The 16,357-nt window shown below is 66.3% G+C and carries 16 protein-coding genes; 5 read left to right on the top strand and 11 right to left on the bottom strand.

Annotated elements, in window-relative coordinates; all coding sequences use genetic code 11:
- Window positions 1-178: 178 nt before the first annotated feature.
- Window positions 179-1,414 (top strand): PucR family transcriptional regulator, encoded by a 1,236-nt coding sequence (locus BM199_RS22250; RefSeq protein WP_177242738.1) that lies wholly within the window; start codon window positions 179-181, stop codon window positions 1,412-1,414.
- Here the strand turns inward: BM199_RS22250 and BM199_RS22245 are convergent, their stop codons facing one another.
- Genes BM199_RS22245 through BM199_RS22225 form a run of 5 tightly spaced genes read right to left on the bottom strand, consistent with a single transcriptional unit; the run spans window position 1,415 to window position 6,521 of the window.
- Window positions 1,415-2,218 (bottom strand): SDR family NAD(P)-dependent oxidoreductase, encoded by an 804-nt coding sequence (locus tag BM199_RS22245; RefSeq protein WP_091675243.1) that lies wholly within the window; start codon window positions 2,216-2,218, stop codon window positions 1,415-1,417.
- Window positions 2,215-3,015, bottom strand: a complete 801-nt coding sequence (locus BM199_RS22240) for an SDR family NAD(P)-dependent oxidoreductase (RefSeq protein WP_091675242.1) — start codon at window positions 3,013-3,015, stop codon at window positions 2,215-2,217. Before BM199_RS22240 ends, BM199_RS22245 begins: the two co-directional genes overlap by 4 nt.
- A gap of 4 nt (window positions 3,016-3,019) precedes the next feature.
- Window positions 3,020-3,784 (bottom strand): crotonase/enoyl-CoA hydratase family protein, encoded by a 765-nt coding sequence (locus BM199_RS22235; RefSeq protein WP_091675241.1) that lies wholly within the window; start codon window positions 3,782-3,784, stop codon window positions 3,020-3,022.
- Entirely contained in the window at window positions 3,781-4,968 is a 1,188-nt protein-coding gene (locus tag BM199_RS22230; protein WP_091675240.1) for a lipid-transfer protein, read from the bottom strand. The genes BM199_RS22235 and BM199_RS22230 overlap by 4 nt, the downstream gene beginning before the upstream one ends.
- A gap of 17 nt (window positions 4,969-4,985) precedes the next feature.
- Window positions 4,986-6,521 carry an AMP-binding protein gene (locus BM199_RS22225; RefSeq protein WP_091675239.1) on the bottom strand — a complete coding sequence of 512 codons (1,536 nt, stop codon included), beginning with the start codon at window positions 6,519-6,521 and terminating at the stop codon, window positions 4,986-4,988.
- A gap of 221 nt (window positions 6,522-6,742) precedes the next feature.
- On the opposite strand from BM199_RS22225, the gene BM199_RS22220 reads away from it, so the two are divergent.
- Window positions 6,743-7,696 (top strand): AraC-like ligand-binding domain-containing protein, encoded by a 954-nt coding sequence (locus BM199_RS22220; protein ID WP_091675238.1) that lies wholly within the window; start codon window positions 6,743-6,745, stop codon window positions 7,694-7,696.
- Between the two features lie 461 nt (window positions 7,697-8,157).
- Here BM199_RS22220 and BM199_RS22215 read toward each other — a convergent pair whose 3' ends face one another.
- From BM199_RS22215 to htpG, 5 genes are all read right to left on the bottom strand, one after another.
- Complete coding sequence (locus BM199_RS22215; protein WP_091675237.1) at window positions 8,158-8,949, bottom strand: ABC transporter permease; 792 nt, start codon at window positions 8,947-8,949, stop codon at window positions 8,158-8,160.
- Window positions 8,946-9,908 (bottom strand): ATP-binding cassette domain-containing protein, encoded by a 963-nt coding sequence (locus BM199_RS22210; protein ID WP_091675236.1) that lies wholly within the window; start codon window positions 9,906-9,908, stop codon window positions 8,946-8,948. Before BM199_RS22210 ends, BM199_RS22215 begins: the two co-directional genes overlap by 4 nt.
- Before the next feature lie 52 nt (window positions 9,909-9,960).
- Window positions 9,961-10,812, bottom strand: a complete 852-nt coding sequence (locus tag BM199_RS22205; protein ID WP_091675235.1) for a DUF4097 family beta strand repeat-containing protein — start codon at window positions 10,810-10,812, stop codon at window positions 9,961-9,963.
- Window positions 10,813-10,887: 75 nt separating this feature from the next.
- Window positions 10,888-11,406 (bottom strand): Arc family DNA-binding protein, encoded by a 519-nt coding sequence (locus tag BM199_RS22200; RefSeq protein WP_091675234.1) that lies wholly within the window; start codon window positions 11,404-11,406, stop codon window positions 10,888-10,890.
- Between the two features lie 170 nt (window positions 11,407-11,576).
- A complete protein-coding gene (gene htpG, locus BM199_RS22195; protein ID WP_091675233.1) occupies window positions 11,577-13,490 on the bottom strand; it encodes a molecular chaperone HtpG in 1,914 nt (637 codons plus the stop codon).
- A 192-nt stretch (window positions 13,491-13,682) separates the two neighbouring features.
- Between htpG and BM199_RS34990 the strand changes: the two genes are divergently transcribed.
- The 3 genes from BM199_RS34990 (at window position 13,683) to BM199_RS22185 (ending at window position 15,424) form a co-directional block, all read left to right on the top strand.
- Entirely contained in the window at window positions 13,683-13,814 is a 132-nt protein-coding gene (locus BM199_RS34990) for a hypothetical protein (protein ID WP_281245737.1), read from the top strand.
- A 111-nt stretch (window positions 13,815-13,925) separates the two neighbouring features.
- Entirely contained in the window at window positions 13,926-14,603 is a 678-nt protein-coding gene (locus tag BM199_RS34985; protein WP_091675232.1) for a TetR/AcrR family transcriptional regulator, read from the top strand.
- Window positions 14,600-15,424, top strand: coding sequence for a class I SAM-dependent methyltransferase (locus tag BM199_RS22185; RefSeq protein WP_177242737.1), 825 nt, complete (start codon window positions 14,600-14,602; stop codon window positions 15,422-15,424). The genes BM199_RS34985 and BM199_RS22185 overlap by 4 nt, the downstream gene beginning before the upstream one ends.
- Before the next feature lie 13 nt (window positions 15,425-15,437).
- On the opposite strand, the gene BM199_RS22180 is transcribed toward BM199_RS22185, so the two are convergent.
- On the bottom strand, window positions 15,438-16,343 hold the full coding sequence (locus BM199_RS22180) for a LysR family transcriptional regulator (protein ID WP_091675230.1): 906 nt from the start codon (window positions 16,341-16,343) through the stop codon (window positions 15,438-15,440).
- Window positions 16,344-16,357 lie beyond the last annotated feature (14 nt).

Here is a 16,357-nt window from a genome sequence, read left to right as displayed (position 1 = left end):
CCTTGGTCACAGCCGTGACCGCACTCAATGGGACCAACGGACACCACCTGGTGTGGTCGGCGAACAACGCGGACGAGCTTGCGCCCCAGCCGAACTCCCTTGCGGCTGAGGGCATGTTTGCGCACCTCGGCGGCCTTAGGATCCCGCCATGTCGAGGACAATGACTGCTGCACATCCCATGAGTCAGGTCGACTCAGCGCCGCAGCCGTTGCGGTGGCTGGTCCGCTGGACGAACGCGGAACTCGACGTCCTGCTCGATTCCCTGGTGGACGAAGAGCTCGCCGAGATCCCGGAACTCGCGGTGGCGCGGAACGACCCACGCGGCGCCATCAGGGATTCGGTTCGGATCCACCTGGTCGCACTCTCCGCCTGCGTCGGCCAGCCACCGCGTGACGGCCGGATGACGATGCCCGCCTTCATCGGCAAACACACCCGCGCCCTGGCACGGCGGGACATGCCCTCACTGACCGCTCTGCTGCGAGCCTTCGAGAAGATTCACGCGGGCTTGTGGCGGCGGTTGGCCGCCGCCCTGCGGGAGGGCCCGTACCAGCTGGCTCCGGAACATCGCGCCGACGTCCTCGAACTCGCTTCGGCTCATCTGTTCGCCTACTTCCAGACCGCGAGCAAGGAGACCGCCGCCGCGTACGCCGCCGAACGCGCCCTGCTGGAGCGGCGGGCGATGTCCCGGCGAGCGGAGGTCGTCACGGCCATGCTCGCCGGATCGATGAGCCCGATCGAGGCCGAGCACGCCCTTGGCTACGCACTCAACGCCACCCATATCGGTTATGTGGCATGGACGGACTCACTGTCCCAGCTGGACCGGTTGGACGCCGCCGTCACGACGCTGATCGAACACATGCGACCGCGACAGCACCTGTCGGTACCTCATGGTGAACGCAGTGTGTACGGCTGGATCTCCTGCCATGCGAAAACGTGGCGGGACGTGCTGCAGGACGGCTCGCTGCCCGAGGGAATCCACTGCGCGTGGGGCGCACCGCAGCAGGGTGTGGGCGGTTTCCGTGCCAGCCATCTCGAAGCGCTGGAGGCGCGCCGGGTCGGTGAGGCCGTGGGGCTCACGAAGGGCGTCAAGCCGGTGCTCTTCGATGACGTCGCCGTCGCTTCGCTCGCCTCTCGCGACCTGGCGTCGGCGAGCACGTTCGTGCATCGGCAACTGGGCAGGCTGGCAAGCGAGGACGAGTCGGCCGTTCGCCTGCTGGAGACCCTGCGCGTCTACCTGGAGGAGCTGGCCAGTCCCACGAAGACCGCACGTCGCCTCCATGTGCATCCCAACACCGTTATCAAGCGGGTGGAGCGGATCGAGGCGATGACGGGCAGGTCGGTCGACCCGGCGAGCCTTTCGCTGCGAGTGGCGGTGGAGCTGGCCGCCTTGGCCAGCCCCACCCACGACGTGTGACTAGGTGCAGTCGACGACGCCTCCGTCCAACGGGATCAGTGCGCCCGTCAGATACGCCCCTGCACGCGAGGACAGGAACTGCACAACCCCCGTGATGTCGGCGGTACCGCCGGTCCTGCCCATTGGAATGAACTGATCGAGTGCCTGTTTCGCATCCGGGTCGTTGAACACGAAGGCGCTCATCCTGCTCTCGAAGTAGCCGGGAGCTATCGCGTTGACCGTCACGCTCTCGGTGCTGAGGCGACTGGCCAGGTGGCGGGTGAGCATATGTACCGCCGCCTTGGTCGCGCTGTAGGCGTAGTTCTCCATGGACGTCACCCGAATGCCTGCGATCGACCCGATGTTGATCACACGAGCGGGATCCGCGGCACTGGCCCCCGTGCGCAACGCGTCCAGCAGGGCGACGGTAAGCCGGAACACCCCGGTCAGGTTGAGGTTCACCAGCTTGTCCCACGCCGCGTCCGGAAACTCCTCGAGTGGCGCGCCCCAGGTGGCACCCGCGTTGTTCACCAGGATGTCGAGCCTGCCGTCGAAGATCTCCGTCACCGCGTGCTTCAGTACCGCCACACCCTCCGGTGTGGACACATCGGCAGGAACACCCGAACACTGCCCGAACCGGCTGAGCTGGTCCGCGGTGTCCGCGCATGCCTGTGGTTTGCGGGAGGAGACCACCACCCGCGCACCCGCCCGCACCAGTCCCTCGGCGATCATCAACCCGATGCCGCTGGTGCCGCCGGTCACCACGGCGGTCTTGCCCGCGACATCGAAAAGTCCGGTCGTGAACTCCGTGGAGGCGACGCTCATAGGGTCACCGAATACCCGCCGTTGACCGGGATCGTCTGCCCGGTGATCCAGGACCCTGCGGCGGAAGCGAGAAACGTGACCATGCCCGCCGCGTCCGACGGCTCGCCGACTCGGCGCACCATGTACTGCGACAGGATGCGCTTGCTCTGCTCGGGATCGGCGAGGTACTGCTCGGTAGCCGGCGTACGGGTCGCACCGAGCGCGACGCAGTTGGCCGTGACCAGATGCCGGCCGCCCAGACGCGCCAGTGACCTGGTCAGGCCCGCGGCGCCGGCTTTGGCGGCGGAGTACGCCTCGAGACCGTTGATCTCTCCGACCCGCCCGGCGTCGGAGATGACGGTGACGATCCGGCCACCGGATTTGCCGTAGACCATTTGCGCGAGTGCGTTCCTGGTGCAGTTGAGCACACCGTGCAGATTCACCCCGATGGACGGCAGCCACTGTGCGGGCCCCTGCTCCCAGAACGGCACTGATGGGGGCGCCGCGTCGCCACCCTGATTACCCGCGTTGTTGACCAGTACCCCGACCGGGCCGTACGCGTCCTTGATCGCCGTGAACATTTCGCCCACCGCGTCGAAGTCCACCACGTCGCACTGGGCGCCCATGGCTTCGGTCCCGCTCTTCCTGATCTCGTCGGCCACACTCTCCGCACGCTCGCGGTTGATGTCGTTCACCACAACCGCGCCCGCGCCGTGCGCGGCGAGATCGAGGGCGATCTGGCGGCCAACACCCTGACCGGCTCCGGTGACCACGGCGACGCGGCCCTGGATGTCTAGTAGCTGTCGTGTTTCGCTCACAGGGTCAGCGTCCCTTCCATACTGGTTGACGTTTCTCGGCGAAGGCGGCCATCCCCTCGCGGTAGTCGGCGGAGTTCAACACCTGGTCGATGAACGGAACCTGGTTGGTCCAGCTCTCCTCGTCGGTCCACTCCTGACTCCGGCGCACGATGGCCTTGCTGGCGCGTACCGCGACCGGTCCCGCCGCCGCGATCTCCTCGGCCAGTTCGAGCGCGACGGTCAGCGCCGAACCTGGTTCGGCGAGGCGATTGACCAGGCCGAGCTCATGGAACCGTTCCGCGGACCAGGTGGCCCCGGTGATGGCCGCCTCCATGGCGATGGCATACGGGATGCGCCTGGGCAGCCGGAACAGTCCACCGCCCATCGCGGGAAACCCCCGTTTGGCCTCGGTGAGGCCCATTTTCGCCGTACGCGCCGCGACCACGAGGTCACAGCTGAGACAGACTTCGAGGCCGCCACCCACCGCGTGTCCCTCGACCGCCGCGATGATCGGCTTCTCCGGTGGCTCGGCCATGATGCCGCCGCCGCCCCGACGTTCGGTCGCACCGATCTCGCCCCGGGCCGCCGCGATGATGTCCTGTCCCGCGCAGAACATCTCCCCGGCTCCGGTGAGTACAGCGACCCGCAGGTCGTCATCGGCCTCGAACTGGTCGATCGCCGATTCCATCTCGTGCGCTGTCGCCAGATCGAAGGCGTTCCTACGCTCCGGCCGGTTTATCGTGAGAATCGCGACGTGCCCACGGCGTTCGAACAACACCCGCTCGGTCATGCCGCCGCCTTCTGGTAGATGGTGACCACACCGGCGCTGCCGAGGCCGACGTTGTGGGCCAAGCCGACCCGCGCGTCCTGGGCCTGGCGGCGCCCGGCCAGGCCACGCAGCTGCCAGTTCAGCTCCGCGCACTGGGCAAGACCGGTCGCGCCCAGTGGATGTCCCTTGGAGATCAGCCCCCCGGAGGGATTGACCACCCACTTGCCGCCGTACGTGGTCGCCCCGGCGTCGATCAGCGAACCGCCTTCGCCTTCGGCACAGAGCCCCAGTGCCTCGTAGGTGAGAATCTCGTTGATCGAGAAGCAGTCGTGCAGCTCGATCACGTCGATGTCCTCCGGGCCGAGTTGGGCCCGCTCATAGGCCTGTCGAGCGGCCCGCTCGCTGACCCCCATGCCCACGATGTCGAACGCGCTGTCGTAGGCGTCCTCTCTGTCCGTGGTCAGTGACTGACCCACGATCTCGATGGCCTGATCGCCGAGTTGGTGTCGCTCGACGAAGTCCTCGGAGACCACGATCGCCGCGGCCGAGCCGTCCGAGGTGGGCGAGCACTGGAGCTTGGTCAGCGGATCACACACCAGCGTGGAGGAAAGAATCTCCTCGAGCGAGTACACGTCCTGGAACTGGGCGTTGGGATTCGCCGCGGAGTGGCGGTGGTTCTTCTCCGCCACCTTGGCGAACTGTTCGGCCGTGGTCCCGTAGCGCTCCATGTGCTCCAGCCCGGCGGCGCGGAACATCTCCAGCACGATCGGGGCGCCGGTCGGTTCGCGAAACTCGGCGGCCGCCCTGACGAACTTCTCGACGGGATTGGCCGCCTGCGGATGTGCGGGCGTGCCGAGGGAGCCGCGCTGCATCTTCTCGAAACCGAGGGCCAGCACGCAGTCCGCGAGACCACCCGCGATGAGCTGCCGGGCGTAGAACAGCGCCGTCGATCCGCTCGCACAGTTGTTGTTCATGTTCAGCACCGGGATGCCGGTCATCCCCAACTCGTAGACCGCACGCTGGCCCGCGGTCGAGTCGGCGTGCACATAGCCGACAGCTGCCTGCTCGATGTCGGGATAGGTGATCCCGGCGTCGGTCAGCGCAGCGGTCACTGCCTCGAGAGCAAGCTCGGGATAGTTGGGGGCAGGCTTGCCCGGCTTGTCGAACTTGGTCATGCCGACGCCGACAACGAATACACGTTTCATGGTTTTTGTTCCGATTCTCATTGGGTTGCTTCGGGGCGGTACTGGTCCCGCACCAGCCGGCGCAGCACCTTGCCCACTGGGGTCTTCGGCAGTTCGGTACCGAAACGGACGCTGGTGACCCGTTTGACGGCGCCGACCCTGTCCCGCGTCCAGGCGATCAGTTCGTCCTCGGTGGCCGTGGCGCCGTCCGCCAGCACGACGAGCGCCAACGGCGTCTCACCCCACTTGTCGTGGGGGATCCCGACGACCGAGGCTTCGCGCACAGCGGGATGCGCGACCAGCGCGTTCTCCAGTTCGGCCGGCCAGATGTTGAAGCCGCCGGAGATGATCATGTCTTCCTTGCGGTCGGTGAGAAAGAGATAGCCGTCCTCGAGATAGCCCATGTCACGAGAGAGCACGGAGCCGTCCGGCAGTCGGCGTGCGCTGGTGGCGGCCGGGTCGTCCCAGATCTCGGTGAACGCACTCGGCGTCTGGAACGCGATCTCGCCGATCTCGCCCTCCGGCAGCTCGTTGCCCTGTTCGTCGACGATCCTGATCCGCGAGTTGGCGGTCGGCTTGCCCGCGGATCGCAGCAGTCGCCCACCCTGCGCGGTGTGGTCCCCGGGCGGCAGACAGGTGACCGGCGCTCCTTCGCTCTGCCCGTACAGCTGCAGCATGACGTCACCGAACACGGCGCGCGCCTCGTCGAGCGCGGTCTCGGTCATGGGTGAGCCGCCGTAGACGAAGACCCGCAGGCTGCTCAGTTCGGTTCGTTGTGCCGTCGGATGCTGCGCGGCCAACTGCACCATCGTCGGGACGCCGAAGGTCAGGGTGCAGCGATGCCGCTCGATCGCCGCGAGGAACTCGCCCGGCTCGAACGCGCGTAGCACCACCACCGAGCCGCCCGCCGCGAGTACCCCGGCGACGGGCATGATCGTGGCGTGGGCCAGCGGCCCCGCGGCGAGGTAACAGTCCGCCGAGGTCAGCTCCGGCAGTATGCTGGCCGTCTCGGTGCCCAACCCCGTCCACGCGCGGACCGAATGCATGATGCCCTTCGGCTTTCCGGTGGTTCCCGCGGAGAACCGGATCGTCTGCGGCGCGTCCGGCGGCAGCACGAGGCCGCGATCCCCGTCGGAGGCCTCGGCGAGCAGACCCTCGTAGTCGAGCACCCCGCTGGGCACCTCACCGTCGAGTACCAGGACGTGCCGCACAGTGCGGGCGGACGCGAGATGTGGGGCGATGCCGTCGTAGTGTTGCCGTTGCACGATCAGCACGGTCGCGCCGATGTGGTCCAGCAGGTAGCGATTCAGTTCGGCACTGTTGTGGGTGTACAGCGACGCACGCACGAAACCACCCAGCGCGATACCGAACACGAGCTCGAGCGCTTCGGGACTGTTGTCGGTCAGCGTCGCCACCCGATCACCCTGCTGGACGCCCAGACCAGCAAGGGCGTTGTCCAGCTTGCAGGAGCGCCGGTAGACCTGCGCGTAGCTCTGGCTCCTGCCGTCACAGACGATCGCAGGCTGGTCGGTGTAGTGCTTGGCTCCGGTACGAATCAAGCTCGCGAGGTCCATAGGAAGACCCTCCAGTGAGACGTTGGATGCCCGATTCGCGTTCGATCGGTCGGGCCGTGCAATCACGCTAGGAGCGCCCTGAGCGGGCAACAATGGGCCGAACTGACACCTGGTGGTGGTGCGTGAGCACTGGTCACACGGCTGGGCAGGTTGGCGTCGCCGAAACGTGAGCTAAGCTACATCGGGTCGGATGCCTGGAACGACCGACAGGAGCGACAGCCGTGCCCCACACCGAGTTTCACGCCGAGACGGCGAGCACGGCCGGGATGCCACCCGGCGACGCCCGGGAGTTCTGGCGCTCGGTCGCCACCAACTACCAGTGCCAGATGGACTGCGAGTTTCCCGAGAACGAGGCGGTGACGGGCACCCTCACCCGTATGCGAACCGACCGGAACCAGGTACTGGCGTGGCATTCGCCGCCGGTGCGGTACGGCAGAAAACCGAAGCACGTGCGGAAGGACGGTATCGATTCCTACGTGCTCCTGGCCCCGACGGCCGGTACCGCGATCATCGACGCCGACGACGGCGAACTCGTCCTGCGTCCCGGTTACGCGAGTCTGGTGTCAACGGCCCGGCCGTTCACCGTCACCCACTCACCGCACGCCCAGCTACGCGCCGTCACCATCCAACGGCGCGAGATCCAGCGGCGGATGAACCGGCACGCGAGACTGAGCGCCCCGCTCGACTTCTCCACTGGGCTGGGCGGTGTGGTGCATAACCTGCTCGACAGCATCGTCCGGGAGTTGGACCAGCTCACCTCACACCAGTTCGACGCGGTCGTCGACCGGCTGACCGAACTGCTGTGCATACAACTGGGCGACTGCGTGATCAACGCCGGTGATCACTACAGCGAGATCGAAGCAGCGATCCGGCGCTATGTACGCGACCACGCCCAGGACCCCGGACTCAATGGCGAGATGATCGCCAGCGCGCTCGGTTGGTCGGTGCGGCAGATCCAGTTGGCGCTCCAGCGGGCAGGCACCACTGCCCGCGAACTCGTTCGCGAGGAGCGTCTTTCGCTCGCGCACGACTGCCTGGCCAATCCGGCCTACCGGAACATCTCAATCACCGAACTCGCCCACCGGTGTGGATTCGTCTCCGCCGGCACGTTCAGCACGGCCTTTCGGCAGCGCTTCGGGATGACCCCACGGGAGCTGCGCGTCGCCTCCTTCTGACGGGTCAGCACTCCGTCCCGCCGTTCGGTGGTGTTGCGGATGTCCTGGTCATCGCCGCTCATCCGCAGACCGTTGTAGAGATTGTCGTGCATGTCGGCGCTGCCCGCGTCGATGGCGGAGAACAGGGCGAAGCTGTCATCGGCGTGGCGGCGGTGCGTCCCCTTGCAGCAAAATTGCGCAGCCCGAGGTTCGAAGGACAGGGAGCATCGGACTCTACTCGAACACCAGTCCTACCCCCAGGTCTCCTCGGCCTACAGTTCCCCTGATCCGGCAGCAGCCGACCCGATCACCCCACTTTCCCGGGAAAGTGCGGATGGGGGTAGGTGACGGCGAGGGTGATCTTGCATGGTGGTACTTGCAGGCGCACCATCCTTGAGGGAATCGGATGGGACCCACCATTAGCAGCCAAACCCGGCTGTAGTCCATAACGGACTCCAGTCGGGTTTGGCCACAACGCCAGGTCACGCCTGGCGGTTGTAGAGCTTCTTCGCCCACACGTAGCCGAGCAGTGCGATGCCCGCGCACCAGGCCAGCGCGATCCACACGTCGTTGCCGACCGGAGTGTCCATCAGCAGTGCCCGGATGGATTCCATGATCGGGGTGAACGGCTGGTACTCGGCGAACCAGCGCACGCTCGCGGGCATCGACTCGGTCGGCACGAACCCGCTGCCGAGAAACGGCAGGAACATCAGCGGCATCGGCAAACTGCTGGCGCCTTCGACGGTCTTCGAAGCCTGGCCGACCGCCACGGTGAACCAGACCAGCGCGAAGCTCACAGCGGCGAGCACTCCGACCAACGCCAGCCAGTCGACGAAGCCCGCTTGTGGGCGGAAGCCGATCGCCAGGGCGACCCCGATCACCACGGCGAGGCACAGGAAGACCTGGATGATGCTGCCGACCACGTGGCCGGTCAGCACCGACACCCTGGCGATGTTCATGGTGCGGAAGCGGGCAATGATCCCTTCTGTCATGTCCATGGCGACGGATATCGCGGTGCCCTGAACAACGGTCGCGATGGTGATCACCAGGATCGCCGGCACCACGTAGTTGACGTATTCGGCACGGCCGCCGGAAGACCCGCCGAGCCCGGCGCCGAGGGTGCCACCGAACACGTACACGAACAACAGCAGCAGGAGGACCGGCATGGCGATCAGCTGCACGGTCATCGACGGATATCGCACCATCCGTTTGAGGTTGCGGCGCACCATCGTCGTCGAATCGCGCAATGGATAGTTCGCAACTGCGGCGGTCATTGGGCCGTCACCTTCTCGTCGTCGGAATCACCAGTAAGGGCAAGGAAAACGTCGTCCAGATCGGGCGTGTGCACGGAAAACCCGTCCACCGCGATCGACTCACGATCGAGATGGTCCAGCAGTTCCTTCAGCGAGCGCAGGCTGCCGTCGTTCGGCACCCGCAGAGCCAAGGCGTCCCCGTCGGAGTGTGCGGCTCGGCCGAGAACCCGTTGCGCGGTCCGGTAACCACTGGCTTCGGTGAACTGGAGCCGGACGTGGCCACCCGGAATCCGGCGTTTCAGCTCCTCCGGGGTGCCCTCGGCGACCAGTCTGCCGCCCTCCAGCACCGCTATCCGGTCGGCCAGTTCGTCGGCCTCGTCCAGATACTGTGTGGTCAGGAAGATGGTCACGCCAGCGGCCACCAACTCCCGCACGATCTGCCACATCTCCCGCCTGCTGCGCGGATCCAGCCCGGTGGTCGGCTCGTCCAAGAAGATCACTCGGGGACTCCCCACCAGCGTCATCGCCAGATCCAGCCGCCGCCGCATGCCACCGGAGTAGGTGGATGCCGGTTTCCGCGCAGCCTCGGTCAGATCGAACCGCTCGAGCAGATCGTCGGCCGCCCTCTTTCCATCCTTTTTGGATAGATGGTTCAGGTCCGCCATCAATCGCAGGTTCTCCTCGCCGGTGAGCAGGTTGTCCACCGCGGAGAACTGGCCGGTGACCCCGATCGCCGCGCGCACCGAATCCGGCTCGGATGCCACATCATGTCCCGCGACCTCGGCCCGGCCGCCGCTCGCGGCGATCAACGTGGACAGGATCTTCACCGTGGTCGTCTTGCCTGCGCCGTTCGCGCCGAGCAACGAGAAGATCGTGCCCTGCGGGACGTGCAGGTCGATCCCGTCCAGCACCACCTTGTCATCGAACGACTTCCGTAGCCCGCTCACGGAGATCGCCGGTTGCGCCACATTGTTCGTCATCAGAGTTTCCTTCGCTGTAAGAACCGGGGCTCATGCCGCGCCACGCGCCCGTTCATGCGCGGTTGACCGTGATGTCGCCAAATCCGGTGTGCGCGCGTACTTCGACCGTCTCACCGGTCTTCTCCTGCGGCTTCGCTGTCTCGTCGAGCGCGTTGCGCACCTGCCCGAAGTTGGTCTTCACATCGAGCCAGGCCGCCACGCCCGCACCGATGCCGATTTCCAGGTCGCCGTTCGAGGTCTCCAGCACGACGGAACCGCGAGCCACCTCGCCGACCCGGATGGCCCCGTTGGCGGTCTTCGCATCCACTCCGGCGCCCGCCCGGTCCACCGTGATGTCGCCGTTCGCCGAGCGCACTCGTGCCTCGCCGCCGATCGTGCCGATATCGGTGTTGCCGTTGGAGTTCTTGATAGTGGCGCTGCCCTCGATCTCACCGATCCGGACCCGGCCGGACCCGGTGGTCACCTCGGCGTCGCCCGCCACGCCCTCGACCGAGACCTGCCCGGCGGAGGTGTTCACCCGCAGCGGCCCGGTCCGGCCCAACCGGGCGTGCCCGGCGGAGGACTTGAACCGGCACTCGCCGAGCCGTCCGGTCGACTGGAAGTCGCCGACGGACGCGTCCGCCTGCACCTGCGAGCCCTCGGGCAGTTCGACGGTCACGTCGACCGACCAGCTCTTGGTGGACAAGGCCTCGAACGGGCGCGGGTTCTTGCCCTTGATCAGCAGTGTGCCGCCCGAGTACTCGACGCGGACCTGCTTGGCCGCTTTCACGTCCGAGGATTCGTTCTCGTCTGTCGGACGCACCTCGACCACGGTGTCGGTGCGCTCGCTCGCGACGAACCGCGCGTTGGCGACGCTCATATCGAGAGTCACGATGATCGGATCTGGCGTATCGAATGTAGGCATAGGTATCCCCTTCAATGTGGTGAGTGTGACGTTCTCGCTGGTGAGAACGTTGAGATGCGGTGGTGCGGCCTGGCTCTAGCTGACCCAGCCGGTGTAGCGCTGCTTGCCCCTGCCGCCGCGCTGTGCCGAGGCCTGCTCCTTGCCGGGTTGCCGCAACGCGGCCGAGGCGACCCTGCCGAGCCACGCGTTGACCGAGCGGCCCTCCTTCGCGGCCGCCTCCTCGATCGAGGCCTTGAGCTGTTCCGGGAGCCGGAAGTTGATCCGCGCGGTTGCGGCCTCCTCGGCCCCCGCCGGACCGGGGTCCATTGCCGGCTCGGGCTCCGGCGCTGCCGTGACGTATGCGGGCTCGGACGGCGGCGGCGTCACCACGAAGTTCGGATCGCGGCCCCGCAGCCGGACCTCGACCGAACCGGGCGCGAGATCACGGGTGATCTCGTCGGCCGCGGCCGACAACGCCTCCAACAGGGTCAGCCGGACCGCCGACTCGATCGGCCTGGTCAATCGCTCAGCCAGCGCACGGGCCTCCTCGCCCCCGGCCTCGGCGGCGGTCGCCAGCTCCCGGCCGAGGAAATCCACATAAGATGTCAAGTCCATGGCGCCACTATGGCACACGAATGGCGCCATCACAAGCCATTGTGGCGACAGACGGCGCCACAATGGCGTTACGCCTGGTAAAGGTGGCGCCGCCGACAGGCCCGACAAAGCCGTCGGACGTCCTGACCGGGACGTACGACGCGGCACGTCCCGGTCAAGGGCGGCCTATCTCAGAGGGCGCTCGCCAGGCGATCGGCCAGCAGGCGGGTGAACCGCGGCGGGTCGCTCAACTCGCCACCCTCGGCGAGGAGCGCCATCCCGTAGAGAAGTTCGGCCGTCTCGGCCAGCCCGGTTTCGTCCCTGCGGTCGTCGTAGGCCTTCCGCAGGCCGCTCACCAGCGGGTGCGCCGGGTTGATCTCGAGGATTCGCTTGATGTGCGGTACGTCCTGTCCCATCGCGCGGTACATCTTCTCCAGAGTGGGCGTGACGTCGTGCGCGTCGCCGACGATGCAGGCGGGAGACGTGGTCAGCCGGGAGGACAACCGGACTTCCTTCACGTTCTCCTCCAGCGACTTCGTCATCCAGGACAACAGGTCGGCGAAGTCCTTCTGCCGCTGGTCGCGTTCGGACTCGGCGGTCTTCTTTTCTTCCTCGGTATCGAGGTCGACCTGTCCCTTGGCGATCGACTGGAACTGCTTGCCCTCGAAATCACGAACCGACTCCACCCACATCTCGTCGACGGGGTCGGAGAGGATCAGCACCTCGAAGCCCTTGGCGGCGAATGCCTCCATGTGCGGCGAGTTCTCGATGGCCGACCGGGAGGCGCCGGTCAGGTAGTAGATGTTCTCCTGCCCCTCCTTCATCCGCTCGATGTACTCGCGCAGGTTGGTCGGTTTCTCCGCGTCGTGCGTCGAGGCGAACGAGGCGATGTCGAGAATCGACTCACGATTGTCGACATCGTTGAGCAGACCCTCCTTGACGGCAGGGCCGAACTCCGTCCAGAAGGTCTGATAGCGATCGCCATCGTTGGCCATCATCGTCTTGACCGTCGAGAGCACCTTCTTGACAAGGCGCTTGCGCATCAGGTGGATCTGCCGATCCTGCTGGAGAATCTCCCTCGACACGTTCAGCGAGAGGTCCTGCGCGTCCACGACACCCTTCACGAAGCGCAGGTACTCCGGCATGAGCGCCTCGCAGTCGTCCATGATGAACACGCGCTTCACGTACAGCTGGACACCGCGCTTGCGCTCACGCATGTACAGGTCCAGCGGCGCGTGGGACGGGATGAACAGCAGCGCCTGGTACTCGAAGGTCCCCTCGGCCCGCATCTGGATGGTCTCCAGCGGATCGGTCCAGTCGTGGCTGATGTGTTTGTAGAACTCGTTGTACTCGTCCTCCGTGGCCTCGTCCTTGGGCCGGGCCCACAGCGCCTTCATCGAGTTGACCGTCTCGACCTCGCGGGTCGCATCTTCCGCACCGTCCGGTCGCTCGACCTCCATCCGGATCGGCCAGGTGATGAAGTCGGAGTACCGCTGGATGATCTCCCTGATCTTCCAGGTACTCGTGTAGTCGAAGAGCTGGTCGTCCTGGTCCTCCGGCTTGAGGTGCAACGTCACGGACGTGCCCTGCGGGGCGTCGTCGACCGTCTCGATGGTGTAGGTGCCCTCTCCGCTGGACTCCCAGCGGGTTGCGTCGCTCTCCCCGGCACGCCGGGTCAGCAGGCTGACCCGGTCGGCCACCATGAAGCTGGAGTAGAAGCCGACACCGAACTGCCCGATGAGTTCCTGCGAGGCCGCGGAGTCCTTCGATTCCTTTAGTTTGCGCAGGAGGTCGGCCGTTCCGGATTTCGCGATGGTGCCGATGAGGGTCACGACCTCGTCGCGGGACATACCGATCCCGTTGTCCCGCACCGTGAGTGTGCGCTGCTCCGCGTCGACTTCGAGGTCGATGTGCAGGTCGTCGGTGTCGACCTCGAGGTCCTTGTCCCGGAATGCCTCCAGCCGCAGTTTGTCCAGCGCATCGGATGCGTTGGAGATGAGTTCCCGCAGGAAGATGTCCTTGTTCGAGTAGATCGAATGGACCATCAGCTGCAGGAGCTGACGTGCCTCTGCCTGAAACTCGAGCGTTTCGGTCTGCGTTTCCACTGGAGTCCTTTCGGGGGAAGTCACCGAAGTCAGAAATGGGCAGCGCGGTCACCCGGCGGTCCCCGCGCACCCGCGGATTATCGCAACTGGAATGACTCGCCGCGCATGGCCTTCCCTGTGTCGCGCGTCACGAAATTCAGGACGGCCTTCAGCGCTACACAGGAGTAGAAAGTTCCTACTCGAGGGAGTGACATGTCCGCCACCGCCACACCGGAAGAAGCATCCGCCACGTCGGTCGTCCCCGCGCTCGACGACTTCGACTTCCCGCTCACCGACGGAGCCGCCTGCCGCATCGAGGACCCCGACTGCGAAGCCTGCCAATGAGATCAGGAGCCGTCGCCTGAGGCGAGCGCCGGCGCAACGACGAACTTCTCCGGCGATCTCGGCGTGACAATACGCTTGTATTGTCCGTAATATGATCGTATAGTACGGCCTATGGGGTCGATCTTCGGTTCCGCCGACCGCCCGGCGGAGGACCTGACAGCACGAGCCAGGATCAGGGACGCCGCACTGGCGCAGTTCGCCGAGCACGGCACCAAAGGCGCAACGATGCGGGGGATCGCGGACGCGGCCGGTGTTTCACTCGGGCTGGTGCAGCACCATTTCGGTACGAAAGACGCGCTCCGGGATGCCTGCGACGAGGCGGTGATCGAGGTGTTCCGCCGTCGGCTGACGGACAGCGCCACCACCAACTCCCTCGGGGAGCCGGGCTTTCTGACCGACCTCTTCGAGACCAGTGGCCTGCTGCTGCGCTACCTCGCGCGGGCCATGATCGACGGCTCACCGGCGGCGGCCAACGTGTTCGACGAGCTCGCCGGGGGCACCGCGGATTTTCTCAGCCACACCTGGCCGGACCGCTTTCCGCCGGGCTCGGCCAGAGCCCGCGACGCGGCGTCGGTGATGGCGGCGATGCACAGTGGGACGGTCCTGCTGCACGAGCAGCTCGCCAGACACTTCGGCGATGACCCACTCGACCGCGAGCACGCGACCCGCATCGGTATGGCGATGTTCGACGTCTACGCCTCAATCGGCGAGTTCACCACCTCACCCGCCGGTCAGCGGATCAAGGAGTCCACTGCGAAATACCGCGACCACATGGGAGGGCAAGCGTGAAGACGTACAGCATCGACCACCTCACCCCGGTACAGAAAACCCTGCTGGTCACCCTGAAAGGCCGCGTGCTGGACAGTCGGTCGAACAACCCGATCCTGCGTGACCCGCTGGTCACCGACATCGCGCGACGACTCGACTACGACATCGACACGGTGAAGCTGAGCTTGGGTGTACCGGAAGCGATCGCCATCCGCACCAGCATCCTGGACCGCGCCGTGGACGCGTTCGTGCGCACGCATCCCGATGCCGTGGTCGTCGAACTCGGCAGCGGACTGGAGACCCGCATGTTCCGTCTCGCCCCACCCGCCACTGTGGACTGGTACGACGTCGACCTTCCCGAGGTCATCGAGTTGCGCGACGAACTGATGCCGCACCGCGAGAACGCGCACTCGGTCGGCACCTCGCTGCTCGACCCTGGCTGGACCGACACGATCCCGAGCGATCGCCCGACGATCGTCGTCGGTGACGGCATTCTCGGGTTCCTCGGCGAGGAACAGAACAAACAAGTGCTGACGCGCATCACCGATCACTTCACCGGCGGAGAACTCGTCTTCAACGCCTACACCAAGATCGCCGCCCGCATGACCGGCCGCTACACCAGTTCGGTCGGCATGCCCAAGGAATTTCGCGGATTCGGTTTCAACGACCCACACGACGTGGTCGCCATGAACCCCAGGCTGACCTTCGTCGACGAACAGACCGGCGCCGCCGCACCGGAAAGTGAGCAACTGAACGGCCTGTACCGCCTGCTCGCACGCTGGTTCGCCCGCTGGCCCGCCCAAGCCCGCCGCGGAGTCTGGGTGGTCCGCTACCGCTTCTGACCCGCACGTCAGATCACGACCCCAACCCTGGAGTACTTGCGGTCAGCACGGTGAGGAAGTCGGTCACCACGCGGTTGCGGTAGCCACCGGCACGGCGGACGGCGACGACCGGGACGCGTGCCTCCATGCTGGGCACGTCGATTGTGCGCAGGCTGCCGATCCGGAGCTCTTCCCGGATGTTGTCGACGGGCATGAGCGCGACACCGAGACCGGCCTCGATCAACCTTTTCTGCGCGGTCAGGCTGTCGACCGTGGTGATCGCCGGATCGGTGATGCCCGCGGCCGCCAGTTGACGTTCGAGGAGGCCGCGGAAGCTGCCGTCGCGCCCGCGTTCCGCCGGGAAGCCGAGCCACTTTTCGTCCCGCAGCAGGCGCAGGTCCGGCAGCAGGCCCGCGGTGACCTGATGACCGGCGGGCACCACGACGTAGAGCTTCTCCTCGCCGAGCGGAATCGACTCCAGCTTGGGGTCGGTGTCGGGGTGGTAGCGCAGGCCGAGGTCGGCGTCCCCGCTGCGCACCAGCGCACTCACCTCGCGGCTGGTCGCGGTGCGCAGGTCGACCGAGACCTCCTTCGACCGCGAAGAGAACTCCCGCAGCGCATCCACGATATGCGAATCGGCAAGCGTTCCGACGATGGCCAGCCGGAGTGTCACAGCACCCTGCTCCCGGTCCCGGACGGCGCGTTCACCATCGCGGATCGCGGCCAGCGCGGCCTCCGCATAGGGAAGCAACCGGCGCCCCGCCTCGGTGAGGATCACCCGGCGCCCGACCCGCTCGAACAGCGCCGCGCCCAGGCTGCCCTCCAGTTCGTGGATCCGTCTGCTGATCGCGGGTTGCGACCGGTGCAACCGCCGCGACGCCTCGGTGAACCCTCCAGTGTCGGCGATACAGACGAAGGCCTCGATCTCGTCGAACGTCATGTGATGAGTATTCC

The sequence above is a fragment of the Amycolatopsis marina genome (assembly GCF_900111885.1).
In the GTDB taxonomy this organism is placed as follows: Bacteria; Actinomycetota; Actinomycetes; order Mycobacteriales; family Pseudonocardiaceae; genus Amycolatopsis; species Amycolatopsis marina.
Note: the sequence above shows the minus strand (reverse complement) of the source record. Positions and strands in the feature narration are given on the sequence as shown.